This window comes from Novacetimonas sp. GS1 (assembly GCF_036686925.1).
GTDB classification, from domain to species: domain Bacteria; phylum Pseudomonadota; class Alphaproteobacteria; order Acetobacterales; family Acetobacteraceae; genus Novacetimonas; species Novacetimonas hansenii.
Window position 1 is genome coordinate 366,740 of record NZ_VSZP01000001.1, and the last position, 26,020, is coordinate 392,759.

The following is a 26,020-nucleotide window of genomic DNA, read 5'->3' on the forward strand; positions in this document are numbered from 1 at the left end:
TTTGCAACGCATCGTCTGAATTATGCTTGGCGAAGGACTGACGGTGGTGCGGATTGGGATGCAAACGGCCTTACCTGCCTGACACGACTGGAATGACTTGGGACGTCGCTGACACTATGCCGGGGCCTCCCAATCGTTTAGTGAGCGTTTTAAAACAACTCATTGATAAAAAATAAGAAAAGTTTTGGGGCGCCGACTTTTTTCGAAAAGGCGGCGTCTTCTGAAGCTTTTTAAGAAAAAGCTTCACCAAAAACCTTTATAATTTCATGATGTTATTGAGCCTGACTTTTCAAACAGCCTCTTATCGCCACCCCTGTCAAACCAGGACCGTTTTCAGGCATCCGTATAGGATTCCGACACTGGCGCTACCATCATGAGGGGGATTCGTATATTTTCGACTTTGAGGCAGGGAGAAAATTTCACGTGATCGTCGTAACGGGTGGAGCCGGTTTTATTGGTTCAAACATTGTTGCTGCCCTCAATGAAGTGGGGCGGATGGATGTCGTGGTCTGCGACACATTGGGAAATGATGGAAAGTGGCATAACCTACGCAAACGTGTGATCCAGGATATCGTCCCCCCCCATGAACTCATGTCATGGCTGGAACAGCATGAAGATATCGAAGCGGTTATCCATATGGGTGCCAATTCCTCCACCCTTGCCAAGGATGGCGATGAGGTGATGGAAAGTAATTTCCGTTTCTCACTCTCCCTTCTCGACTGGTGCACGGCACGTGGTGTCAAGCTGATCTATGCCTCGTCCGCGGCAACATACGGCGATGGCACACAGGGGTTCAGCGATCACCTGTCACTGGCCCATCTGCGGACTTTGCGACCGCTTAACCTTTATGGCTGGAGCAAACATCTGTTTGATCAGGTGGTCGCAACCCGGATGGAAAGCGGGAAGAAGCTGCCCCCTGTTTGCGTGGGCCTCAAATTCTTCAACGTCTTTGGCCCTAATGAACAGCATAAAGGGTCGATGATGAGTCTGGCGTCGAAATATTTCGACAAGATCAAAGCAGGCGAAACCATTGACCTTTTCCGTTCCCACCATCCGGATTACAAGGATGGGGAACAGTTACGCGACTTCGTGTATGTGGAAGATATTCTTGGCGTGATCCTGTGGCTTTTGGATCAATCCCACAGGATAGCCCTCTATAATGTCGGAAGCGGCCAGGCACGGAGCTTTCGCAATCTGGTCGGGGCCATCTTCGATGTTCTGGGGCAGGAACACCGTATCCGCTTCATTGATATGCCAGAAGAAATACGACCACGATATCAGTATTTTACAAAGGCCGATGACACACGCCTGCGCACAGATGGCTATAACAGGCCGGGCACCAGGCTGGAGGATGCCATCGCGCATTTTGTGCGGACCTATCTCGATACGGACGACCCCTATCGATAAGAGGCTGTTTGAAAAGTCAGGATTAATAACATCCTGAAATTATAAATGTTTTTTGTGAAGCCTTTCCTAAAAGGCCTTGAATATTATTTGAAAACAACGCATTGATAAACAATAGAAAACGATTTTTGGTGTTGTCTTTCGATCGAAAACGGCGACATCTTGCGAAGCTTTTTGAAAAAATCTTCACCAAAAACTTTTATGATTTCACGATCTTATCGGACTTGCCTTTTCAAACAGTCTCTAAGTCGCGAAGGAATTTTTATGGAATACAAAAAAAACCTGATTTCATAACAAATTTTCATCATTTTTACAAAAACGCCCCTTCCATCCGATCGCCGTGAAATCACAAAAGTTTCTGGAAAAATTTCCCAAACATCTTTGATTAAAGACAGTTTTCCAAAATAAGCGCCCAAGAAACTTTTGTGATTTTACCAATTTTCTAAAGACAGGCATCCATGACGCCTGCCCGTTCACTCATCAGGTTCGGGCATGCGCCAGAACAGCCCTGTACATTGCAGCAAGCCTCTTCTGATAGGCGGCTGGGGAGAACATCTCAGCCTGTGACATACCTTTTTCACAGAGCGATTTACACAGATCATCATCCTGATCCAGTCTGGCAATGCCCGCCTCGATTGATGACAGGTCGTACGCATCGACCATAAGCGTCGCATCACCGGCAACTTCAGGCAACGCTCCTTCCTTGCTTGTCAGGACAGGTGCCCCAAGCGCCATGGCTTCAAGGACCGGCAACCCAAACCCTTCCGTGAGGGAAGGGAACAACAAGGCGCGCGAACTGCTTACCAATTTCTGCAGCGTAGCCCGTGACACATAATCAAGCCGGATAATACGCCCCAGTTCGATCCCATATTCAATCAGGCGATTATCTTCCTCATTCTTCCATGCCATGGCGCCAATAATGACCAGCTTCCGCGACGAACGTGTCGCCAGGAATGCCTGTATGATCCGACCGATATTTTTCTTGGGTTCCAAGGACCCGCAGAACAGGAAATATTCCTTTGGCATCAGTCCGAATTTACTGATATCAATTTTTTCAGCGTCATCCGTATTTTCAGAATAGACATCCAGCGACTGATAAGTATTGAATACCTTGTCCCGCGCTTCCGGGAAGAACGAAAGAAAATCATTCCTGCTGGATTCCGACACGGTACATACCGCATCTGAAACTTCTGAAATACGCTTCAGAAGATTGAAATGGTATTTCTTGTTATCCAGTGTCGTACTTGGGAAAACAAGCGGAACCATATCATGCACTGTGTATATATTATAAGACCCTTCGACGATTATTGGAAGCGGGTAAGTCCAGTGCATGATTTGTGGTGGATTAGGAATACGGACACGTAAAAATTTCCCGGTCTTGTTGAAATATTGCGGTGCGCGCTGAAAAAGACCACGGATATTCAGCAGGCGTTCAAAATCGGGCAGGCGATCCTTATGCATGCGCCGTTCGATACGCCCCGACAGGGGAACGGGCGTTGCGGTAATGCCCCTCACATCGCGAAAAGATTCCTTCAGCCAGTGAGGCGTGGGAAATTTCCCACGTTTCCACCTGTTCTCCCGACCGATCTGATCAAAAAACAGGACTTCGCGTAACGATGCAGGCGTGGAATCCAGAAAATTCAGTCCGTATAGCCCGGATAACCTGCAATGCAACGCCTGCAAATTATATGAAAGCACACGCGCATATGTCGCAATCCCTGTACCTTTTTCCAGAGCAAGGTTAAACCCATCAATACAGATCGAACAAGGAAAGGAACTATGGTCCGTCATTTACGCCGTTCTTTCGCAGAGGTCGCTATGATCATCTTCACAACTTGATTGATAAATCATAATTTTATATCAAGCTTGTAAATTTATGTAAATATACAATTCAATTCCAAAAAAGAGATGTATATTTACATTTTTACTCACATATCATGGATCAATTCTATTGCCTTTATCGATTTCTCTTCGCGCGACATAGTTGCCATATGGAAATAATACTCCATACCCCTCTCTGGACAGGATACAGGCTGTCAGTGTCTGTCATCCCCATTATTGGCATAACGGCGATAGACAAACGGCGGTGCGACTTCAGGCAGGCGTGCAATGGCTGCCGTGACCTGATCGTGGGCTGGCGCACGCTCACACACCGGATCGGTCGCTGCCGCATCCCCCGCCAGCGCAAGCGCCTGACAGCGGCACCCACCCCAGTCCTTTTCACGCTGGTCGCAGGTGCGACAGGGTGCGGGCATCCAGTCCGTCCCGCGGAACATGGTAAATAACGGGGCCTCGTCCCAGATCGCACCCAGCGTCGCGTCACGCACATCAGGGATTTTCACGCCGGGGATGCTTTCCGCCGCATGGCATGGCAGCACCCGGCCAGAAGGAGAGACATTGACGAAACGACGCCCCCATCCCCCCATGCAGGGCTTGGGCCGGTCAGCATAATAATCGGGCGTAACGTAATCAATGGACAGGCACCCGGCATATCGCGCACGCGCGGCCTCCACCGCACGGGTGGCCTGTTCCACCTGCTCACGCGTTGGCATCAGGGCGTCGCGATTGCGCAGGCCCCAGCCATAATACTGCGTATGGGCGATCTCCACCCGCCGCGCGCCCATCTGCGCCGCAGCGTCGATCATCTGCGCCACACGTCCGACATTTTCACGATAAATGACGAAATTGAGCGTCAGCGGCATGCCCTCGGCCACCACCATCGCGGCGGCGGCCATCTTCTTCGCCTGCGCGCCCTTCATGCCACCCACATGCTCGGCATTGGCGGTTTCGATATCCTGAAACGACAGTTGCACATGATCCAGCCCGGCCCCCACCAACGCGGCGAAGGAAGCTGGCGTCATCAGCACGCCAGACGTGATCAGGTTCGTATAAAGCCCACGCCCCACGGCATGACGGATCAGGTCAGGCAGGTCAGGACGCGCCATTGGCTCGCCCCCGGAAAAATGTACCTGCAACACCCCCAGATCCGCGGCCTGATCCAGTATGTCGATCCATTGCGTGGTGGTCAGTTCATTGGCGCGCGGTTCCAGCGCCATCGGGTTGGAACAGTACGGGCACTGCAACGGACACCGATGCGTCAGTTCCGCCAGCAGGCTCATCGGGGGCGGGGGCATTTCCGTCATGGCAGCAGCACCTGCCGCGCCACAAGGTCGGCGGCCATTTCCATCACATCACGCGCAATCAGGTCACGTGGGGCGGCAAAACGCGCGGCAAGATCGGTGACAATCGCATCAAGCGTGCGCGTTCCATCGACCAGGCGCAGGATCTCCACCGCGACAGGATCAGGCAGGAAGGCGCGTTCGGGCGCCTGTATCACCCACTGGTCGCGCACGCGGTCATGTTGCAGCCGTACGCCACGGGCAAACCGCACGACACTGTCGGGCGTCAGGGGCAGAGCATCCGTCATGGACAGGTCGGCCGGAATGCACCCGGCGGAATCCGCCCCGGCGTGACATAGGCATAATCCAGCGCATCGAGCATGGACCACAGCACGCCGCACTTGAACTTCAACGCGCCCAGCACCGCTTCCTGCTGCTCCACCGTCCGGGCATGTTCGCGGACATAGGACAGCGCAAAATCGGAATCCCGCGGGGCCTGCGTCAGGCGCGGATGGAAATAGGCCAGGGTCTCGCTGTTGACGAAATCATAATGCCGCAACATCCCAGAGACGCGTTCGCTGATAATGGTCGGCGAAAACAGTTCCGTCAGGGAAGAGGCGATTGCAGCAAGGATGGAACGGTCACGCACGAATTCGACATAGGCATCCACCGCGAACTTCGTGGCAGGTAGCAGCCCCTCCAGCGACTCGACATAGGCACGGTCAAGGCCCAGCCCGTCCGTCAACTTCAGCCAGCGCGCGACCCCTCCGGTTCCCGGTGCCTCGCCATCATGGTCCACAAGACGCCGCCGCCATTCACGGCGCAGTTCCGCCGTGGGCAGACGCGCCAGCAACGTCGCATCCTTGGCCGGGATCCGGCACTGGTAATAATACCGGTTCAGCGCCCATGCCTGAACCTGCCCCTGCGTCAGGCGGCCATCATGCAGGGCACGGTGGAACGGGTGGAGGTTATGGTAACGCTCCGCCCCGATGGCACGCAGCGCGGCCTCCAGTTCGTCGGGGGAAAGTATCTGTCCGGTCATAGGGTTATCCTCATCCCGTCATGGGCCACGTCCCATCCCTGCGCATTGGCCTGCTGGCGTTCTACCGAGTCCGAAAGCAGTACGGGATTGGAATTGTTAATGTGAATCAGCACTTTGCGCCCGATCTCAAGGTCGCGGAACGCCTCGAACGTGCCGCCTTCGCCCATCAGCGACATATGGCCCATACGCTGACCCGTCTTTTCACCAATGCCCGCGCGCAGCATCTCGTCATCGACCCACAGCGTGCCGTCGAAGAACACAAGGTCCGCGCCCGACAGACGCTGCCGCAGCGCGTCGGTCATGCGCGCGCAGCCGGGGATGAAACAGACACGGCGCTTTCCATCGGTGATCTCAAGGCCGATCGTCTCGCCATTTTCAACAATGGCGGCAGGGTTCGGCCCACGTTCGGCATAAAGTGGCACCTTCCCCGGCACCACAAAGGCACGGATGCCCAGTCCCGCAGGCGCGCCATCGACCAGATGCAGCGCGACATCCTGCTCCAGCGGCAGTTGCGTGCGCGTGACCACCTGCCGGTTCAACGCCTCAAATACCGGATTGGCGTCAAGCGTCTCCAGCACCATATCCGTGGCAAGCAGCGTCAGGGGCTGGCGTTCACGCAGGGTCAGCAGGCCCGCGATGGTATCGACCTCGCCCCCCGTCAGGATCACGCCCGCGATCGGGGTCGAACGCAGCCCTTCGCGCGGGTGCAGCGCAGGGGTCTGGCTGATCTGCGTCCGAAGGTCGGGTGAGGCATTGATGATGAACCAGTGCACTCCATCGCCACTGATGGCGATCGAAGCCTGTGTGCGGGGCAGTGCGGCGGGGTCGCCGGACCGGGCCCGTCGGCAGCCATCGGCGTTGGAGTTCCATTGCGGAAACCCGCCACCAGCAGCCGCGCCAAGAACGATGATGTCGATCATGGCAGACGTTTATAAGCAAATCGCCACCCGTGACGAGACGGGTGGCGATGAAAACGTCTTACTTCTTTTCGCCGCAGACGTAGCTGTTGATTTCTGCGCCCAGGGGAACTTCAGTGATCTTGGGTGTATTCCATGCCATGACTTTTCTCCATTTCCTGCGATGAAGGCGACAAACCTTCATATCCATGAAGCATTTGAACGCTGAATCCGGCACCTTGCAACTCCTTCTCAGGGGGAAGCGCCGTCGTGGGATGAAGAATGGCTTCACAATCATGTGTACCCGCATCATACGTGCCGTGCCGCCATTGCAAGAATTGCGTAGCGGCAATGCCCGCCACTGTTGTGGGTTGCGGAGGCAATCCGGACGGACTAGGCCTGTTTTCCTGTTTCTTGCTCGGTAAAGCCGGTTGGTCGGTCCCCTGATCCCCTGCGTCTTGCCAAAGGTGAAGCCGGATCATGCCGCCCGAAGAGACCATGCCCACCCCGTCTGAAACGCCGTCCGCCACGCCCACTTACGAAAGCATGCAGCAGCATCGCGCGCGGGAGGTCATGCGCCACACCCGCATGGACCTGAAGACCGCATGCCTGCTGGTGCTGTGCATCCTTGCGGTGTTCTATACGCTGTATTTCGCGGCTTCGATCATCCTGCCGATGATCCTGGCGCTGGTGGTGAACCTGCTGCTGTCATCGCCGATGCGTTTTTTACACCTGAAGCTTAAACTGCCCAAGCCGCTGGCGGCGCTGGTGCTGATCCTTGGGGTGTTCGGGGTCGTGGGCGCAATCGGAACCGCCATTTCGGTGCCTGCCGCCGGATGGATTGAACGCGCGCCAGAGGCGATGAACGCTCTGGGCGAACGCCTGGCATTCCTGCGCGGCCCGATCCACCTGCTCAACACCGCCTCGGCGCGGATCGAAAGTTTCATGAACATCGCAGGCAGTCACCTTGACCACGCGACCAAGGCGGGCGGGGATGACGCCGAACATATCGTGATGTCCACAGCCCCCGCCAGCGGGGGATTCGACAGCTTCGGCTCCTCCCTGCTGCTGGGAACGCGGGCGTTTGTGGGGCAGTTCTTTACCATGATCCTGATGCTGTTCTTCCTGCTGGCGCAGGGGGACAGCCTGCTGCGACGGTTTGTGGAGATCATGCCCACCTTTGCGGACAAGCGGCGGACCGTGCAGATCGCCTATCAGATCGAACGTAATGTCTCGCTCTATCTGGCAACGATCACGATCATCAATTTCCTCGTCGGCCTTGCGAACATGTTGCAATGCTGGCTGCTGGGCATGCCCAACCCGCTGCTGTGGGGGGTGATGGCATTTTTGCTGAACTATATCCCCATCATCGGACCAATGATGGGGATCACCATCTATTTCCTTGTGGGGCTGTTCACGTTCCCTTCTGTCCTGCAGGCAACCCTGCCGCCTGCGATCTATCTGTGCATCCACCTGACGGAGGGGGAGACGATCACGCCCATGGTGCTGGCGCGGCGCTTTACGCTTAACCCTGTGCTGGTCATGGGATCATTGATGTTCTGGGACTGGCTGTGGGGGATCGGTGGCGCATTCCTGTCCGTGCCGCTGCTCGCTGTATTCAAGATCATCTGTGACCATGTCGATATCCTGACCCCTATCGGCCACATCGTCGGCGGCCCGACACGGGGGGCGACGACGACGCCCTTATTCACACCGGACATGATTGATGAGGATGACAGTCAGCCGCCGGGGAAGTAAGGCTCAGAGCGTTGCTCTGACACCCGCCAGAGGGCATAACCCTTTGGCAAACCATGGCTTTGATTTACAGAATAGAAGTTTTTGGTGAAGCTTTTTTCAAAAAGCTTCAGAAGACGCCGCCTTTTTAAAAAAAGGCGGCACCCAAAAACTTTTATTGTTTTTTATCAATGAGTTATTTTCAAACAATCTCGTAGAAAACCAGGTAACACCAAAAACTATACTGGAATTTTCATGCAGGGATCGCGATACCTGCCGGGCTCAGGCAGCGCCCGGCTATCGCAAGCTGGCGGTATCCCGTAACTGAGAGCCCTCAGTCTTCACCTTCAGCAAGGCTTTCGAGTCGTTCCCGCGACAGCAGCGTGATGGCATACCCCTTGCCCACGTCGATCATCCCCTGCGCACGCATCCAGCTCAGGGTACGGCTGACGGTCTCAATGGTCAGGCCAAGGTAATCGGCAATATCGCCGCGCGTCATGGGCAGGTGCAACTGTCCCGCGCTGTTGAGTTCACCGTGATTGGCCTGGTCCAACAGGAAACTGGCGACGCGTTCACGCGCAGTCTTGCGGCCAAGCAGCAACATCTGGTTCTGGGCCGCAACCAGTTCGTTGGATGCCTCTTCGAGGAGGCGGCGTTCCATGCGGGGAAAATCATCCAGCAGGGCGCGCATCCGCTCCCGCGAGAAGCGGCACAGGCGCACGGTATCGACCGCTTCCGCGCCGAAAGCATACCGGTCGGACACCGCAAGCCCGAGAAAATGACCCGGCCCTGCGAATCCTGTAATCTGCCGCCGCCCATCGGGCAGGGCCTTGAACAGCTTGACCGTGCCAGAAGTGACATTGAAGAAATCGGTGGCGAGCTCCCCTTCCTCGATGAAGCACCGGCCTGGGGTGATGATGGTTTCCACCGCCGCCTCGGACAGGCGGGAGATATCCTCGTCCTCAATGGCGCTGCACACGCTGGATGGGCGCACATTGCACATCTTGCAGAAATCAGGCTGGAGACCAACCGCCCCCATGACAAGGCGCCGTGGTCGCTGCTCGAACTGGCACGAAGACGTATCCGGCATGTTTATCCCAATTCCCTGCTGTTGCCCAATGCAACACCCTGTGGTCGTCCCGGGCGGGACGCAGCGCATGGCACTGTGGGCACCGGCGAAATAACTGCGCCCCGAAGGCCCGACACTATGTCTGACCCCTTGATATAAATCAATGCGAAGCCCCGATCCCAATCCGGTAAATCAGAACAGTCTGCAATCATCGGAAAATTAAGGATGCCGCCCCCAGTGCATGGACACTCCTCCCTGACGGTCCGGCGGCTTGGCGCTGCGGATATTTTGGTCCTCTATCCCCTGATCCAGCATGCCTTTCCCGAAATGGAACGACGGCGATGGATGGATGTCGGTCGCCGGATGTCCGCACAGCGCAAGCGTCCGCGTCAGGGAATCCTGGTCGCGCATTACGGGACACGCGGCCTGCCATGCGCCATGGCGACCTATCGCCGTGATTTCGACATCCGACTGGGGCAGGTCCTGACCAGTGACCACTGCATCGTCATGACGCCCGGCGATGCACAGCACGTCATGAACGCATTTCACCCGGCCATGACACGACTGGCGCAGGAACTCGGATGTCATGCAATGCGAACAATGCAGCCCATCGCAAAAATGACATCACAGGACCCAAAAGTGTGTCCTGCCGACCACATAGTCGAAAGAACACTGCTTTTGACGGAAATTAACGGTTTCTCGCCCCCCGCCTGATTGATCCATATCAAGGTGCGATGTAAGCGCCGCGTGATTGTTGCCAGTCATCAAAACACGTTGATTACGACGTCCAGTCGTCAGAATGAAAAGGTCCGCACCAGATGAAGAAAATGCGTAACACTGCCCTTGCGGCGGCGCTGGGCGCCGCGGCTGTCGCGCCGGTCGCGGGCCATGCTCAGACTGCGACGCCGTCCGCCTATGTGAATGCCCCGCTTGCCGCCCCGGTCGCCCCTTCGCGTCCCCACGGTCACTGTGGCATTTTTGAGACATGCTCCAGCACCAAGATCGGTCTGGGCAAGGGTGACTTCATGATCCGCCTCTCGGCCGTCGGCGTGCTGCCGGAAGATCGTGACAGCAAGGTCTGGCTTGATGGCAAAGCCCTGCCGGGCGCGCGCATCAAGACGACCAACCAGGTCATGCCCGAACTGACGTTCGAATACTTCCTGACCGATAATATCTCGCTGGACCTGATCGCCACCAGCACCCGTCATGAGGTCGCTGGCGAAGGCGGCGCGCTGGGTGGGAAGACCGACGTCGGCAGCGCCTGGGTGCTGCCGCCGACGATTACGGCGGCATGGCATTTCCGTCCGCACAAGCGCCTGAACCCGTATGTGGGCGTGGGTGGCACGATGATGTGGTTCCACAACATGAACGCCAGCGGTGCGCTTGGCCTGACGAAGCTGAATTCCGGCTTTACCGGTGGTCCGTCGATCAACGCCGGTGTGGATTACCAGCTGGTGGGCAACTGGTTCTTCAACTTCGACGTGAAGCAGATGTTCGTGCGCATGCACGCATGGGCTGAAAACGGCTCCGAAACCACCAAGGTCCGTGCCCACGACTCGCTGGATCCGACGGTCGTTTCCGCCGGTATCGCCTACCGGTTCTGATGACATGAACGTGGCGGACCCCGCCGCGCTGATTGCGCGGTACGCCCGGAACCTGCCACGTTACACCAGCTATCCCACGGCGGCGCAGTTCACTGACACCGTGGGGCCGGACGACGCCCGCGACTGGCTGCGGGCCGTCCCTGCGGGGGATGCGCTCTCCCTCTACCTGCATGTTCCCTTCTGCGATACGCTCTGCCGGTTCTGTGGCTGCAATACTGCCGTCCTGCGCAGCGCCGATGCCCGGGCCGCCTATGCCGCCCTGCTGATCGAGGAACTGCGCCGCGTTACCGAACAGCTTGGCACGGGCCATCCCGTCTCACACCTGCAATGGGGCGGGGGGACACCCACGACCCTGCCGGTGGGCACGCTGCGGCAGGTGATGCAGACCATCCGCAACAGCTTCACGCTGCTGCCCGATGCCGAAATCAGCATAGAGATCGACCCCCGCCATCTGCCCGCGCAATATCCGGCGGTCCTGCATGAACTCGGCTTCAACCGCGCAAGCCTGGGGGTACAGGATATCGACCCCACCGTGCAGGAAGCCTGTGGTCGTATCCAGAGCATGGAGCAGACACGCACCTGTATCGACGCACTGCGCGGGGCGGGTATCCGCGCCATCAATATCGACCTGATCTATGGCCTGCCACGACAGAGCGTGCGGGGCGTACGCGACACGGCCACCGCCATCGCGGCGCTGTCCCCCGACAGGCTCGCGGTTTTCGGCTATGCCCATGTGCCATGGAAACAAAAGCGCCAGAACCTGATGCCGACAGGCGAACTGCCCGATGCCATCGCCCGGTTCGAACAGCGCGCGGCCATCAACGATGCCCTGTGCGCCGCAGGCTACCTGCCCGTGGGGCTGGACCATTACAGCCACCATGCCGACCCGATGGGCATCGCCGCGCGCAATGGTACGCTGCATCGCAATTTCCAGGGCTATACCACCGATCCGGCAACGACCCTGATCGGTGTGGGGGCGTCGGCCATATCCTCTTTCCCGCAGGGCATGACGCAGAATGCGGTATCGGCTGCGGCCTATGCCCGCCTGATGGGCGAAACACCCGACCGCCTGCCGGTTGTCCGGGGGGTGCGCCGCACCAATGATGACCGTGTGCGCGCCGAACTGATCGAACGCCTGATGTGCGACATGGAAATCGACCTTGGCGCATTCATCGCCCGCCATGGGCTGCACTCTGGATATTTCAGCGACGACATGCGCAAACTGTCTGGACTGGAAACGGATGGATTTGTCATCATCTCGGGCCAGCGACTCCACGTGACCGAGGCCGGACGCGCGTTCCTGCGTCATGTTGCGGCCGCGTTCGACCACCACCTTGAGATGGACATGCCCCAGCGCCACGCCAGCGGAATATGACCATGCCCCCCCACGCCCGATCTTCTGCCGCCACGCCGGGCGTCACGAACACCTCCGTCATCACCGCACTGCTGACGGCCCCATGCCGGTCGGACCCGTTCCCCCACTGGAACATGGAAAATGTCCTGCCGCCATCGGTCACGCACTCCCTGCTGGGTTGGAACCCGGGAACGCGGTTCCATGCGGGTGAAAGCGGCGGTCAGCGCGCCATGCGCAACGGACACCGGATTTTCGTGACCCCTGCGCGACGGGCGCACGACACGGCGCTCGACCATCTGGCACATCTGTTCGATGCCCCGGCGGCACGGCAGCATTTCGAACGGACCTGCGGCATCGACCTCGCGGGGACGTTCCTGCGGCTGGAACTATGCCTTGATACGGACGGGTTCTGGCTGGCGCCGCATACCGATATCGGGGCGAAACGGCTGACTTTGCTGATTTCCCTTTCCACCGACGCCAATGCCCATGACTGGGGCACCGACCTGCTGACCCCGCAGGGAGAGACCGTGGCGCGGGCGTCGGGTACGTTCAATTCCGGCCTGCTGTTCATCCCGTCCGACCGGTCATGGCACGGCTTTGTCCGCCGCCCCATCACAGGGCTGCGCCGGACGCTGATTGTCAATTATGTCGGTCCCGAATGGCGGGCACACGACGAACTGGCGTTCCCGCCCGCACGGGCCTGAACGACACGCCTGGCCTGCGGGGTCCGGCCTGTGGATATGCGCCACATGCGCAACATATATGCACACAAACCTTTATTCCCGTTTCAAACGGTTCTAGGAAGCGTTGCTACATGTGGTATCCCACCTATCCATGTCATCCCGGTCATGGCGCAAGAGGACAGATCTAGGTATGAGTGAAAACCCGCGCGAGATTATGGAATTCGACGTCGTAATCATCGGCGGCGGTCCCTCCGGACTGGCGGCGGCTATCCGCCTGCGCCAACTGGCCCCTGACACCAGCGTCTGCCTGATTGAAAAAGGCAGCGAAATCGGGGCGCATATCCTGTCGGGTGCGGTGGTCGAGCCGCGCGCGCTGGACGAACTCCTGCCGCACTGGCGTAAGACTGGCGCGCCACTCAACACCCCCGTCAGCGAGGAGCACATGCTCTACCTGACGCCCACACGCGGCTACCGCATCCCGATGCTGGACCGGGTGATGCCGCACATGCGTAACCACGGCAATTACATCGCAAGTCTGGGCGAGGTCTGCCGCTGGCTTGGCGCACAGGCCGAGGAAATGGGCGTCGAGATCTATCCCGGTTTCGCCGGGGCGGAGGTCCTGACCGAAAACGGGCGCGTCATGGGCGTTGCAACCGGCGACATGGGCGTGGGTCGCGATGGCAAGCCCGGTGACAACTATGCGCCGGGAATGGAACTGCGCGCGAAATACACAATCTTCGCCGAGGGCTGCCGCGGGTCACTGACCAAACAGGTCATGGAGATGTACAACCTGCGCAAAGGGGTCGATCCGCAGACCTACGGCCTGGGCATCAAGGAACTGTGGGAAGTCCCCGCCGAACTGCACCGCCCCGGACTGGTGCAGCACAGCTTTGGCTGGCCGCTCGATGACCGCACCTATGGCGGGGCGTGGATGTATCATTTCGGGGAAAACCTCGTCTCCTACGGCTTTGTCGTCGGGCTGGATTATCCCAACACGTGGCTATCCCCGTTTGACGAAATGCAGCGTGTGAAGCTGCACCCCTCCTTCCGTCCGTATTTCGAGGGTGGGCGTCGCCTGTCCTATGGCGGGCGCGCCCTGTCCGAAGGCGGGCTGCAGTCCATTCCGCGCCTGACCTTCCCCGGCGGCATGCTGGTTGGGGACACGGCGGGCTTCCTCAACGTGCCCAAGATCAAGGGCACGCACACCGCAATGAAGTCGGGCATGCTGGCGGCCGAGGCCGTGGCTGAAGCCTTCCTGACCAACCGGGTGGAGCCGGGCTCCTACACGCGGCGGATCAGGGAATCCTGGCTGTGGGACGAACTGCGCGGCGTGCGCAACATCCGTCCGGCCTTCGCGCGCTTTGGCATGAAGGGCGGCGCGCTGTATTCCGGCATCGACGCCATGCTGCTGCGCGGTCGCGCGCCATGGACGCTCCATACCCGCCATGCGGATAACGAGACGCTGGAGCCCGCCTCCATCTCGCCCAAGATCGACTATCCCAAGCCTGACGGCAAGGTCACGTTCGACAAGCTGTCGTCCGTCTTCCTGTCGAACACCAACCATGAAGAAGACCAGCCCGTGCACCTGAAGGTGCGCAGCACGTCCATGTGGAAGACCGTCAACTGGGATGTGTTCCGCTCCCCCGAAAGCCGTTACTGCCCCGCAGGGGTGTATGAGGTCGTGGATGAGCAGGCCGCCCCGGCCTTGCAGATCAATTCGCAGAACTGCGTCCACTGCAAGACATGCGACATCAAGGACCCGACCCAGAACATCGACTGGGTCACGCCCGAAGGGGCAGGTGGTCCGAACTACCCCGGCGGCATGTAATCCCATGCCCACAGGGATGTCATGGCCCCGTCATGGCGTCCCCCGTTTTCCGATCCCCCATCCAGACACAGACCGAGAAGAGATGTGATGAAGGTTCTTGTCCCCGTAAAACGCGTGATCGATTACAATATCAAGCCGCGCGTGAAGGCCGACGGCACCGGTGTTGAAACCGCTGGCGTCAAGATGTCGATGAACCCGTTTGATGAAATCGCCGTGGAAGAAGCCGTCCGCCTGAAGGAAAAAGGTGTCGCCACCGAAATCGTGGTTGTCTCCATTGGCGAAGCCAAGTCTCAGGATACGCTGCGCACCGCCATGGCCATGGGTGCTGACCGTTCCATTCTGGTGGAAACCGACAGCGTGACCGAACCTCTGGCGGTGGCGAAGGTGCTCAAGGCACTGGTGAACAAGGAAAAGCCTGATCTGGTGATCCTTGGCAAGCAGGCGATCGACGACGACATGAACGCCACGGGGCAGATGCTCGCGGGGCTTCTGGGCTGGCCACAGGGCACATTCGCCAGCAAGGTGGAACTGCATGACGGCAAGGCCACCGTCACACGCGAAATCGACGGTGGCCTGCAGACCGTCGAACTGGCGCTGCCCGCCATCGTCACGGCGGACCTGCGCCTGAATGAACCGCGCTATGCCTCGCTGCCGAACATCATGAAGGCACGCAAGAAACCGATGGAAAAGATCACGCCCGCCGATGTGGGTGTGGACATGACCCCACGCCTGAGCATCGTATCCGTGGCCGAACCCACCGGGCGCAAGGCGGGCATCAAGGTAGGTTCCGCCGCCGAATTGGTTGCAAAGCTGCGTAACGAAGCAAAGGTGATCTGATCATGACCGTCCTCGTACTTCTCGACCATGAAGCAGGCGCCATCCGGCAGGCGTCGCGTTCCGCCATTACCGCCGCGTCAAAGCTGGGCGATGTCGATGTGCTGGTCGTGGGCCGCAATGCTGCTGAAGCTGCACAGGCTGCGGCAAAACTACCGGGCGTGAAGAAAGTCCTGTCCGCCGCCGATACCACCAGCGCGGATGAGCTGGCTGAACCCGTGGCAGCCCTGCTGGTGTCGCTGGCCGACGGCTACAGCCACATCCTTGGTGGATCCAGCGCGAACAGCAAGAACATCCTGCCCCGTGCGGCGGCCCTGCTGGATGTGCAGCCTATCCCCGACGTCGTGGAAATCATCGACGCCGATACGTTCGTGCGCCCGATCTATGCCGGCAGCGCACTGGCGACGGTGAAGTCGTCCGATGCAAAGAAGGTGCTGACTGTCCGTGCCTCCGCCTTCGATCCCGTCGCGACGGAGGGCGGTTCCGCCCCGGTCGAAAGCGTTGCCACCCCGGCGGGCGAGGACACATCGAAGTTCATCGGCACCGAACTGTCGCAGTCGGAGCGTCCGGAACTGGAGTCCGCACGCGTCGTGGTGTCCGGTGGACGCGGCATGCAGAACGAGGAAAACTTCAAGCTCCTCGAACCGCTGGCTGACCGTCTGGGGGCCGCTATCGGCGCATCGCGCGCGGCAGTTGATGCAGGCTTCGTGCCCAATGATTACCAGGTGGGCCAGACCGGCAAGATCGTGGCGCCGGAACTGTATATCGCCATGGGGATTTCCGGCGCGATCCAGCATCTGGCGGGCATGAAGGACAGCAAGGTCATCGTTGCCGTCAACAAGGACCCTGAGGCCCCGATCTTCCAGATTGCGGATTATGCACTGGTGGGGGACCTGTTCGAGGTGCTGCCTGCATTGGAAGCAGAACTCGACAAGGCAGGCTGATCCCGGCCATTCAGGGGCGCTGCCCCTGGACACCGCCAAAGGGCATTCCCCTTTGGGCGGCATGATGATTGGAAATTTCAGGGTGCCGCCTTTGAAAAAAGGCGGCATTCTTTTTTGGGGCTTTCCCAAGGAAAAACCGCGATAGACCTCTTGAGAAATTGTTTAAAAACAACTCATTGATAAAAATAAGAAAGGTTTTGGGATGTCGCCTTTTGATCGAAAAAGGCGACGTTTTCTGAAGCTTTCTGGAAAAAGCTTCACCAAAAAACCTTTATAATTTCAGGATGTTATTGAGCCTTCCTTTTCAAACAGCCTCCAAGAGGTCGTTTGAAAAGGCATAAAGATTTTGGTGAAGCCTTTTTGAAACAAGACACCACCGAAGGAATTTTATCCTGATTTGTAAATTTATTAATTAAAAACAACTTCTTATGGATAGGGATAGGCGTGGCTTTGCGCCCTTATCCCTCACCCAGCACGGCGCGCGCGCGACGGACCACCGTATCGTATTCTTCCTGCGTCAGGTTGCCGCGATGCAGCATCTCGCTTGCCCGTGCAAGGGCATCACGGGCGTGTGTCTCATCAGGGATGGGATAGCGTCGGCCGGGCAGGGCAAATGCCGAATCCGGCAGGGCATCGCGTTCGGCGGCTGTCAGTCTGGACATGATCCGTATCCTTCTGTCTTGGATGGCCCCCATGAAAAGCCATCCTTTGTAAAGTTTACGCCTCATCGGGGATCTACCAACAGGTAAAATACCGTTGTCTCCCCCCATCAGGCTGCACGGCTACCCCAGGGGAGAGACAAAAAAACGGGACACATCGCCATGGCAATGTATCCCGTCAGTTGACCGCACATGAGGACATCATGTGGAATTTTATACCAGCCTGTATTCAGGCTGGACATTTCAGTATTTTTCGAAGCCCTGCTGGCCTCATGACCCCTTATTGCCATTTAATTTTTCCCACGTCAACGTAAAAAATAAATAAACCTCTTTTTTACTTTTGTTGCACTGCACAATTACTGTATTTGTTTTGCACTGCACAATCAACGCGGAAATATAGACACAAATGACACATATCAGTGCATTGCCCCCAAATGAGGGATATTCTTCGAAAGGGACAACGTACGGCATGTTCCTGATCGTTGGGATGTCCTGTATGATGGGCTCATGAACCGCATGACAGGCCCTGGCCGCCCTCGCATGATCCTCTATCGCGCCCGGCGTCTTTACGCATGACACGCAGGCGACGGGGCACATACACACGCTGCGCCGCATTCTGTCAGGGTAGCATCATGCGCCATGTGATCGTCATGGCGGGAACGGGTGCCATCGGGTTGATGGCCGTGTTCATGGTTGACCTGCTGAACCTGTTCTACATCTCCACCCTGCATAATCCGGCCATGACCGCCGCCATCGGGTTCACGGCCGCTGTCGGTTTCATACAGATCGCGGTTTCCATCGGCATGTCGATCGGGCTGGGCGCCACTACCAGCCGACAGATCGGGGCAGGCCATCATGACATGGCCCAGCGCATTGCCTCGTCATTTTCCGTGGTCATGCTGCTGCTGACAGGCTTGCTCGGCTTTGGCACTGCACTTCTGGCGCATCCCATCCTGCATGCGCTGGGCGCGCAGGGAGAGGCGGAACATCAGGCGGCGCTCTATCTCTATATTGCATCCCCCATGCTGCCGCTGATCGCGGTGGGCATGGGGGCCTCCAGCCTGCTGCGTGCGGTTGGGGCCGCACAACAATCCATGAATGTTACATTGGCGGGTGCGCTGATTTCTGCCCTGCTGGACCCGGTGCTGATCCTGTGGCTGCATTTCGAATTACAGGGCGCCGCCATCAGCACATTGATATCACGTGCTGTCGTGGCGGGACTGGGGGTCTATTGCGCCCGTCAGCATGACCTGCTGGCTTGGCCGGTTGCGCGGTTCATCCGCAGCGACACCCACCGGGTGGGACAGATCGCCATGCCTGCCATCCTGACGAACCTTGCCACCCCGATCGGCGGGATCTTCGTCACCCATGCCATGGCCAGCTTCGGCCTGTCCGCCGTGGCGGGGCAGGCTACCATCGACCGCATCGTACCCGTTGCCTTTGCTTTCGTATTTGCACTGACAGGTTCGATCGGGCCGATCATGTCGCAGAACCTTGGGGCAGGGCAGGTGGGGCGGGTCCATGAAACACTCGTCGCCTCCCTGAAACTGGTGCTGGGCTGCGTGGGACTGACATGGGCAATCCTGTTTGTGGGACAGGATCTGGTCATCCGTATCTTTTCGGCGACGGGCACCACCGCTGACCTGATCCGTCTGTTCTGCAACTGGACCATCGGCGGCTATTTCTTCATCGGCATCCTGTTTGTCGCGAATTCTGCGTTCAACAACCTTGGGCACCCGCTTTATTCGACCCTGTTCAACTGGGGACGCGCGACGCTGGGAACCGTGCCGTTCGTATGGATCGGCATGCAGTACGGCCCCATGGGCGTACAGGTGGGACAGGTTCTGGGCAGCGTCCTGTTCGGGATAGGTGCGGTGACAGTTGCGTTCAGTGTCGTGCGCAACCTTAAGGTTGCCTCCCCTGAACCGCAAATGGACTCCGTCCCGTCACTGCCCCCCGCACAAAGTGCGGAAAGTGCGATGATCGAACTCGACGACCTTGATAACGAGGCGCAGGAATACGAACATGAAAAGGAAAATACGCAGGACTAGCGGATAATCCTCCATAAATTACGCGTATGGAGGAAATCTGGCCTTAGAGACTGTTTGAAAAGCCAGACTAGATAACATACTGAAATTATAACGATTTTTGGTGGAGCTTTCCCTGAAAAGCTTCAGAGGACACCGCCTTTTTCGATCAAAAGGCAGCACTTGGAAACTTTTCTTATTTTTATCAATGATGTGTTTTAAAACACTCTCTTACTGTCGCACGACCTGTCCAACACCGATAATCAGGACTTTTTTTCCTGCATCACAAACAATGTATGGCAGGCACGGTCGATACAGATGCTGGTGATACCATAATTGGTATCATGATCCCGATAGTGATGATTGATATGGTGGATCTTCAGCCGACGCAACAGCGGACCACGCATCGGGAACTGGTGGCAGGAATAATGGATCACGTCATAAAAGACGTAACCACAAAAGAAACCAGCCGCCAGACTTCCCCCCCGGCCTTGACCGATGAAAAACGCACACCCCGCCCAGATCAGTAGCGCAAGTGGCAGTGTGACACTCAGCGGCATCAGGTTGCGCAGGGGATGGTTTGGCTGCTCATGATGATTGCCATGCAGCAGGTAAACCAAAGACTGCACCGGGGCATAGCGGGCCTGAAGATGGAACAGGAAACGGTGCAGCAGATATTCCGTGGGAAACCAGATCAGGAAGCCCATGACCGCATAGAGCACAAAAACAATGACAGACGCAGATTTCCACGCGCCATAGGCCAGGGACAGAACCAGAAGCGGCAGCCAGACGGACAAAAAGACGTTGAAAGACAGCAGCGTCAGGCGTTCAAGGATGGAATTCTTGAATAACCTGACCGGCTCCTCCATCTTCTGCCTGTTGTTATCCTGCATGCTGGCTACACCTCGAAAAGCCGATCTGGAACATAAAGCAGAAACTGCCTACGGTACGCACCAATCCATCTTGAACTCTATTACCCGACTGCTCCAGACGACACGCTGCCATCCAACGGGGAAAAACTTCCCATCATCAGCCCCAAGCATATGTGTCTCAGGGCATCAGATACGAGGCTACGGAACCCGAATCAAGCTTATTCGTACATACCGATCTGCATAAGTCCAATCTTCTGGACCACCTCAGAGTTCCCTTCATATCATATAGCGTGCCAGGGTTCCTGAACACTCCTTAACGCCATATTCCAGATGACCATTCAATATATTTAAGATGACAATGCCTCTTAAATTGTATCAAAATGTTTTCCACATCCATCAATACAGAAACATACCAGAGATCAATACATACAAATATCCCGGTCGGTATTTTTGGTGTCTGCCTGAATACAGACACCCATAGAACGGGACTGGTTTTATCAGAAATTCCGTCCAGCCGACATGCCCGGAGCGATCAACGTATTGATAAGGTTGAATACTTTTTGAACCTTATTCGTCTTGGCATTCGCGATCAGGATTGTATCCTTGTTTTTCATGATGAAATGTTCCGCCAGGAAAAAGCTGGCGGGGTTCATCATATCAAGTTGATAGACAATGGGCGTAGTCGGCTTGGTTGAATCCACCGGCAGGCCCAGACGCTCTGCAATCGTGGAACTCTCATACCGAATGATAAAGACCGCATTCGGGTCCGCGCGTGAGTCCGCCGGGCCGCCGACACGTGCCAAGGCTTCCGCCAGATTGACGCTCGATCTTGAAAATGGCGTTTCCACAGGTTTACCTGCCGCACCGAAAACCGTGTAGGTACGCGGTTCGTAAATAAGGTGAATTCTGTCGCCAGCTTCGAGCAGGATATTCTGTTCGGGGTTATCCTCAATCAGCTTCAGGGGGCCTGTCGCAATCTGGTTATGGCGGGTCAGCTCGACAATGGTGTCTTCCGGGTCATGCAGGCTTCCCCCCGCCAGGGCGACGGCATCCACCAGATGTTCCTGATGCAATGTAAGCGGCATACGGCCATTGAGCTTGACATCACCATAAACGATGACCGAATTCGCCAGATTCTTGGATATCCGCACAAGAACCTGCGGGGCCTCTGATTTTCCCTTCAACCCTGCACGGATCTTGTCGGCGATCTCATCGGAGGTCAGTTTGTCAACCATGAGATGCCCGACATAGGGCATGTCGATGGTTCCATCGCCATTGACCAGGATGGAGGGGAAATTACTCCTCCTTGCAATGCCTGACGCGGTATTGCTGCTGGTCCGCGTCGTAAACAGGCTTTCGCCCATTTCATAAACATCGATTTCCAGCGTATCGCCTGCCCCTGCGCGATCACTGTTATAATGTTCCTGCGCCGGTGCCTGCGCGATATTCGAAAACAGGGGGGGCGTTTCGCTATTCAGCAACGTAATCAGGTCAGGACTGATCTGAACAATCCCATACCCGATGGTATTTTTCTTGCGACTGGATTGCGCGCTTTTGACACCGGATTCCGTAGGCGCACTATCTGGTAAGGTATCACACCCGGCAAGGAGGGCGACCGGCAGGATGCCAATCGCAAATGCCTTTTTGCACTCCAGAAAAAATTTTCGCATGAAGTTGGAAGGTTGTATGGCCATCACGCTTGAAATTTTCTTTCATTCGAAAGCATAGCTCCCATTATGGGGGATATGTCTCGGCTTTCCCGTATCAGACTGATGCGCGACCGCGCGCAAGACACCATTTCCATACTCTAGATAGCATGCTCACGCATACCAGTAATCAGCAACCGTCCGATCATGAAGGTCAGGCTCGACCCCACCAGCACGGCCAGAACCATCAGGAATGTATGGGGATATGTGGGCATGCCCGGCAGATTCGGTTGCACGACACGCACGACATACACCTGCTGCTGAAGGGCGGCCGCCCGCGCTGTTTCCAGTTGGGTCGCCGATGAGACATAGGCAGATTGCGCAAACTCACGCTCCAGCATCAACTGGTCATATTCCGCCATATTAACGGAAACACCGCCCTTTTCATGAACATGCATCTGCTGGTCCTTGATCTGGGTATCAAGGGCATTGATACGCAGCTTCAGCGTCTGCACCTGAGGGCTGGAGGGGGCAAGATTGCGCAGCATCTGTGTCAGTTGCGTATCCGCCTGCGCCAGTTCGGTCTGCAACTGCCCAATCAGGCTGATACCGACGACGCTGCTCTTGCTTGGGTCGATATCGCCAGATTTCTGACGGAATGCCGTCATACGGGCCTGGATTTCCCTGACCCGGTTTTCTGCGGCACTGACCTCGACATCCGCCACCTTGATGGTGTTCTGCGCAACCTGCTCGTTAAATTCGTTGATCCGTTCTTCGCCAAGCTTCAGCAGTTCTTCGGCGATTTTCTTGGCTTCATCAGGACGGAATGCCCGCACATCAAGGGATGTGACGCCTGTATCTTCATGGAACACCACATCCACATGATTCTGATAATACCACAGCAGACGTTCCGGTGTCGGGTCCGCATAGAACAAGCGCGACAGGATATCCGTATCGGCATGACGATACATCGCAACCAGATTGAGGCGCTTTTGCAGGGCGTCAACCGCATCATGAGATTTCATATAGGTGTTGACGGCAAAGCCTTCTGCCAATCCACCACCACCGGCCATGGCCATTCCCATGGCCCCACCGCCCATCATACTGCCACCACCGCTCGCCATACTACGCGCGCTGGGACGACTGTCCTTGACCACAAAAGCGGCCTCGGACTCGTACTGCCCGCTTGCCAGCAACAGATAGTACAGGAGCGCAAGCACAGTCGGTAGGACCACGACAATAAGGACAGGTGCACGTCGTCGCAAAAATACCATCATGCCAGACTCTGCATCCGGCGTATCAGCGTTGATCATACTACCTCTTATCTAGGAATGGCGGGGACATATAACATACTGGTCACAGGCGGACCACATCAGCCCAGATGTATGTCCTTACGAACATTCCGGATGCTTATCAGCCCAATATAGGTCAATACCAGACACCAGCCAATCACGTAGGTTGGGTAAGTATAATCACTTTCATAAAAATCGAACTGTCCTTCGCGGATATATTCGAATATTTCCGTTGTCGGAAACCATGAAAGGTACCAGCGAAATGGGTCGGGCAACATCTGCTGGATCGTAAACGCCCCTGACAAAGGCATGCTAAGATACATCAAGGGATGCGCCAGACGTTCGATTGTACTGGATTTTTCGCTGTAAGCCGCCAGTATCATGGATAATGCAAACGATATCCATGTCAGCAGCACCAACCCCCAGATCATGAGCAGCGGCCGTTGAGGCAGGAAGCCATAATCAAATGCCTGCATGATCAGCGACAGGAAAATCACGGCCATCACGGTCGAGGCCGCCTCGAGTACGGCACGCGAAAAAAGAATATCAAAAATTGTAACTATTCGATGGTACAGGAGCGAGCGGTTAGCCTCGATCGCACCGCCGGCGCGATTGACCACGGAACGGAACAGGCAGAAGAACGTGTAACCCGACACAAGAAAAGAGCCGGTTGGCATGCCGATATGCATAAACGGACCTTCGGCGGCATGCAGGACCGAAACCCCAAGCGTCAGTAACGAAGGCTCAAGCATGACCCACAGGAAGCCAATATTGTCACGGCCGAAGCGGGTATGCAGCTCCCGGATGATCAACGCACCAATGACATGCCATTGTGTCTTGAAACCACTTCGAAGCAGGTCAAGTTCAGAATATTTTTTTACCGCCTGCGTCATATTGCCAACATACCATCAGAAGAGACACGCCATCGGGCGGAAAAAACCACCCCGGCACCCTGACTGATCTCCATATATGCATTCTTCAGTCATATTAAGGCACCGGAAGAATAAACAGGGACTTCCAATACCGCACCTGACAAAGATTGTCGAGATGGAAGTGGGCAGCAACCATACTAACAAAAAGCAATATAAAAATGCTTTTAGAAACCTTGAAACCAGAAACTAAAACATCACCTACAGAAATTCATATTCTTCATTGATATATTTTTTAATGAATCAGAAGGTAACAACATACATCCCATGCGGTTTATTTGCATGACATATATGTCGTTACTTATTTTTACAAAATCACCGCACAACTGAATGTATCAAACCCCATGGGAAAGCCCCAACGGGGCGGATAGGATACTCTCCGCCCCGTTGCGTCCCCATTGCGCTGAATTACTCAGCTACGTGCATAATCGTCTTCGATCCTGACGATATCATCTTCCCCAAGATACGGGCCTGACTGCACCTCAATCAGTGTCAGGGGAATACGGCCGGGATTCAGCAGGCGATGGACGGCCCCAAGCGGCAGGTAGATGCTCTCGTTTTCACGCACCATATGCTCTTCATTGTCCCGTGTGACGATGGCGGTACCTTCGACCACGACCCAGTGTTCGGCACGATGGAAATGCTTTTGCAGCGAAAGCTTGCGACCCGGGTCCACCACGATCCGCTTGACCTGAAAACGGTCGCCTTTTGTCAGGCCTTCATAAAAGCCCCATGGGCGATAGTTGCGATTATGCATTTTCGCTTCCGTCCGCCCCGCAGCTTCCAGTCGTGCCACGACCTTCTTGACGTCCTGTGCATGATCGCGATGCGATACAAGGACGGCGTCCTGCGTCACGACAACAATCAGGTCGTCCACCCCGCTGACGGCTGCCACAATCCCATCGGAACGCACGTAGCAGTTACGGCTGTTGGCCAGGAAAACGTCCCCGGTTGTCACATTACCATCTGCATCCTTGGGGCTGAGATCCCACAACGCATCCCAACTTCCCACATCGGACCAGCCCAGATCCGCAGGGATGACGGCGGCATGGCGTGTATGTTCAGCCACGGCATAGTCAATAGAGATATCGGGCGCCTTCTCAAAGGTCGCAGGATCAAGACGGATGAAGTCCATATCCCGTGTCCGGCCCTTGACCGCCGCCCTGACGGCGCTCAGCACGTCAGGGGCATAGCGTTCGAGTTCCTCCACAATGGTACTGGCACGGAACAGGAACATACCGGAGTTCCACAGATATCCACCTTCGTCCAACATCGTGGCCGCCTTGGCCGCATCGGGCTTTTCGATAAAGGAGGAAACCTGATAGACCCCGTCCACACCGGCAAGTGCTGCCCCCTGGCGGATATAGCCATATCCGGTATCCGGCCGCGTGGGCGTCATGCCAAATGTCACGATCTGCCCTTCGCGCGCGGCCTCCACCCCTTGTGACAGCACAGGCCCAAGGGCGTCAGGCTTGCTGATGGCGGCATCGGCTGCCATTATCCACAACACGGCGTCAGGATCCGTTTCCGCAACAATCAGGGCGACTGCGGCAATCGCAGGGGCTGAATTGCGGCCGACCGGTTCAAGCACAATGCGCGCATCGGTAATCCCGACTTCACGCAGTTGCTCTGCAATGATGAAACGATGTTCCTGATTGCACACCACGATCGGTGCCCCCAGCCCGCAGGCCGCACCACGCAATGCAGTTTCCTGAAGCAATGTCCGATCCGACAGAAGGGCCCAGAACTGCTTGGGAAAGCTTTTACGCGAAACCGGCCATAACCGGCTGCCCGATCCGCCGGACAGGATGACGGGAATTACGGTGCCGATGCTGTCAGCCTGTGTTTTTCCCCCGCGCAGGTCATTTTTTGAAATAGACATTCATAGACTCCAAATATACAAAATTTACTTGAACAGAAAAGTATTCACACGATCAGCATACGTCACGTACACGACTTGAATTTCCCATCATCGCATATTTCGCCAGAACGACCATTCCAAGGCGGGAGTCCCATTCCTGATCCGATCGGGTCGAAATAAAACCGTACATCATGATTTCCATAAGAACCGTCAAAGATGGCGG

At 56.5% G+C, this 26,020-nt stretch carries 23 protein-coding genes; 10 read left to right on the forward strand and 13 right to left on the reverse strand.

Annotated features, from left to right (window positions below; all coding sequences use genetic code 11):
• The first annotated feature begins 423 nt into the window (after positions 1–423).
• Positions 424–1,407, forward strand: coding sequence for an ADP-glyceromanno-heptose 6-epimerase (rfaD, locus tag FYB92_RS01710; protein WP_062808407.1), 984 nt, complete (start codon positions 424–426; stop codon positions 1,405–1,407).
• A gap of 477 nt (positions 1,408–1,884) precedes the next feature.
• Here rfaD and FYB92_RS01715 read toward each other — a convergent pair whose 3' ends face one another.
• The 6 genes from FYB92_RS01715 to pqqA all read right to left on the reverse strand — a co-directional run bounded on the left by FYB92_RS01715 (position 1,885) and on the right by pqqA (position 6,624).
• On the reverse strand, positions 1,885–3,195 hold the full coding sequence (locus tag FYB92_RS01715) for a glycosyltransferase family 1 protein (protein ID WP_062808406.1): 1,311 nt from the start codon (positions 3,193–3,195) through the stop codon (positions 1,885–1,887).
• 245 nt (positions 3,196–3,440) lie between these two features.
• Positions 3,441–4,547: a pyrroloquinoline quinone biosynthesis protein PqqE gene (gene pqqE / locus FYB92_RS01720; RefSeq protein WP_408902328.1), complete on the reverse strand. Its 1,107-nt coding sequence runs from the start codon at positions 4,545–4,547 to the stop codon at positions 3,441–3,443.
• Positions 4,544–4,831, reverse strand: coding sequence for a pyrroloquinoline quinone biosynthesis peptide chaperone PqqD (gene pqqD, locus FYB92_RS01725; RefSeq protein WP_075631691.1), 288 nt, complete (start codon positions 4,829–4,831; stop codon positions 4,544–4,546). Before pqqD ends, pqqE begins: the two co-directional genes overlap by 4 nt.
• Positions 4,828–5,565, reverse strand: a complete 738-nt coding sequence (gene pqqC / locus FYB92_RS01730; protein ID WP_062808404.1) for a pyrroloquinoline-quinone synthase PqqC — start codon at positions 5,563–5,565, stop codon at positions 4,828–4,830. The genes pqqD and pqqC overlap by 4 nt, the downstream gene beginning before the upstream one ends.
• Positions 5,562–6,485: a pyrroloquinoline quinone biosynthesis protein PqqB gene (gene pqqB / locus FYB92_RS01735; RefSeq protein WP_332828071.1), complete on the reverse strand. Its 924-nt coding sequence runs from the start codon at positions 6,483–6,485 to the stop codon at positions 5,562–5,564. The genes pqqC and pqqB overlap by 4 nt, the downstream gene beginning before the upstream one ends.
• 58 nt (positions 6,486–6,543) lie before the next feature.
• A complete protein-coding gene (gene pqqA / locus FYB92_RS01740; protein WP_075595519.1) occupies positions 6,544–6,624 on the reverse strand; it encodes a pyrroloquinoline quinone precursor peptide PqqA in 81 nt (26 codons plus the stop codon).
• 317 nt (positions 6,625–6,941) lie between these two features.
• Here pqqA and FYB92_RS01745 point away from each other — a divergent pair, with 317 nt between their 5' ends.
• Positions 6,942–8,219, forward strand: coding sequence for an AI-2E family transporter (locus FYB92_RS01745; protein ID WP_003616799.1), 1,278 nt, complete (start codon positions 6,942–6,944; stop codon positions 8,217–8,219).
• A 310-nt stretch (positions 8,220–8,529) separates the two neighbouring features.
• Here the strand turns inward: FYB92_RS01745 and FYB92_RS01750 are convergent, their stop codons facing one another.
• Complete coding sequence (locus tag FYB92_RS01750) at positions 8,530–9,285, reverse strand: helix-turn-helix domain-containing protein (protein ID WP_332828072.1); 756 nt, start codon at positions 9,283–9,285, stop codon at positions 8,530–8,532.
• Between the two features lie 216 nt (positions 9,286–9,501).
• Between FYB92_RS01750 and FYB92_RS01755 the strand changes: the two genes are divergently transcribed.
• The 7 genes from FYB92_RS01755 to FYB92_RS01785 all read left to right on the forward strand — a co-directional run bounded on the left by FYB92_RS01755 (position 9,502) and on the right by FYB92_RS01785 (position 16,511).
• Positions 9,502–9,978: a hypothetical protein gene (locus FYB92_RS01755; RefSeq protein WP_003616796.1), complete on the forward strand. Its 477-nt coding sequence runs from the start codon at positions 9,502–9,504 to the stop codon at positions 9,976–9,978.
• Positions 9,979–10,082: 104 nt separating this feature from the next.
• The gene (locus tag FYB92_RS01760; protein ID WP_003616794.1) at positions 10,083–10,868 is read left to right on the forward strand and encodes an OmpW family protein; all 786 of its coding nucleotides are present in this window, start codon (positions 10,083–10,085) and stop codon (positions 10,866–10,868) included.
• 4 nt (positions 10,869–10,872) lie between these two features.
• Positions 10,873–12,243 (forward strand): oxygen-independent coproporphyrinogen III oxidase, encoded by a 1,371-nt coding sequence (gene hemN, locus FYB92_RS01765; protein ID WP_332828073.1) that lies wholly within the window; start codon positions 10,873–10,875, stop codon positions 12,241–12,243.
• The gene (locus FYB92_RS01770; protein WP_075595456.1) at positions 12,240–12,926 is read left to right on the forward strand and encodes a 2OG-Fe(II) oxygenase; all 687 of its coding nucleotides are present in this window, start codon (positions 12,240–12,242) and stop codon (positions 12,924–12,926) included. The genes hemN and FYB92_RS01770 overlap by 4 nt, the downstream gene beginning before the upstream one ends.
• A 169-nt stretch (positions 12,927–13,095) precedes the next feature.
• On the forward strand, positions 13,096–14,733 hold the full coding sequence (locus FYB92_RS01775; protein ID WP_003616789.1) for an electron transfer flavoprotein-ubiquinone oxidoreductase: 1,638 nt from the start codon (positions 13,096–13,098) through the stop codon (positions 14,731–14,733).
• A gap of 87 nt (positions 14,734–14,820) precedes the next feature.
• Complete coding sequence (locus FYB92_RS01780; protein WP_332828074.1) at positions 14,821–15,570, forward strand: electron transfer flavoprotein subunit beta/FixA family protein; 750 nt, start codon at positions 14,821–14,823, stop codon at positions 15,568–15,570.
• A 2-nt stretch (positions 15,571–15,572) separates the two neighbouring features.
• The gene (locus FYB92_RS01785) at positions 15,573–16,511 is read left to right on the forward strand and encodes an electron transfer flavoprotein subunit alpha/FixB family protein (protein ID WP_192265299.1); all 939 of its coding nucleotides are present in this window, start codon (positions 15,573–15,575) and stop codon (positions 16,509–16,511) included.
• 458 nt (positions 16,512–16,969) lie between these two features.
• On the opposite strand, the gene FYB92_RS01790 is transcribed toward FYB92_RS01785, so the two are convergent.
• Entirely contained in the window at positions 16,970–17,173 is a 204-nt protein-coding gene (locus tag FYB92_RS01790) for a hypothetical protein (protein ID WP_003616784.1), read from the reverse strand.
• Between the two features lie 569 nt (positions 17,174–17,742).
• On the opposite strand from FYB92_RS01790, the gene FYB92_RS01795 reads away from it, so the two are divergent.
• Entirely contained in the window at positions 17,743–19,221 is a 1,479-nt protein-coding gene (locus FYB92_RS01795) for an MATE family efflux transporter (protein ID WP_332828075.1), read from the forward strand.
• Between the two features lie 239 nt (positions 19,222–19,460).
• Here the strand turns inward: FYB92_RS01795 and FYB92_RS01800 are convergent, their stop codons facing one another.
• From FYB92_RS01800 to FYB92_RS01820, 5 genes are all read right to left on the reverse strand, one after another.
• Entirely contained in the window at positions 19,461–20,090 is a 630-nt protein-coding gene (locus FYB92_RS01800; protein WP_117129574.1) for a sterol desaturase family protein, read from the reverse strand.
• A 476-nt stretch (positions 20,091–20,566) separates the two neighbouring features.
• A complete protein-coding gene (locus FYB92_RS01805) occupies positions 20,567–21,739 on the reverse strand; it encodes a polysaccharide biosynthesis/export family protein (protein WP_064305479.1) in 1,173 nt (390 codons plus the stop codon).
• A 137-nt stretch (positions 21,740–21,876) separates the two neighbouring features.
• A complete protein-coding gene (locus FYB92_RS01810; protein ID WP_081385165.1) occupies positions 21,877–22,992 on the reverse strand; it encodes a hypothetical protein in 1,116 nt (371 codons plus the stop codon).
• Positions 22,993–23,087: 95 nt separating this feature from the next.
• Entirely contained in the window at positions 23,088–23,900 is an 813-nt protein-coding gene (locus tag FYB92_RS01815) for an ABC transporter permease (RefSeq protein ID WP_075595460.1), read from the reverse strand.
• A gap of 448 nt (positions 23,901–24,348) precedes the next feature.
• Positions 24,349–25,818, reverse strand: coding sequence for a mannose-1-phosphate guanylyltransferase/mannose-6-phosphate isomerase (locus FYB92_RS01820; RefSeq protein WP_003616768.1), 1,470 nt, complete (start codon positions 25,816–25,818; stop codon positions 24,349–24,351).
• Positions 25,819–26,020 lie beyond the last annotated feature (202 nt).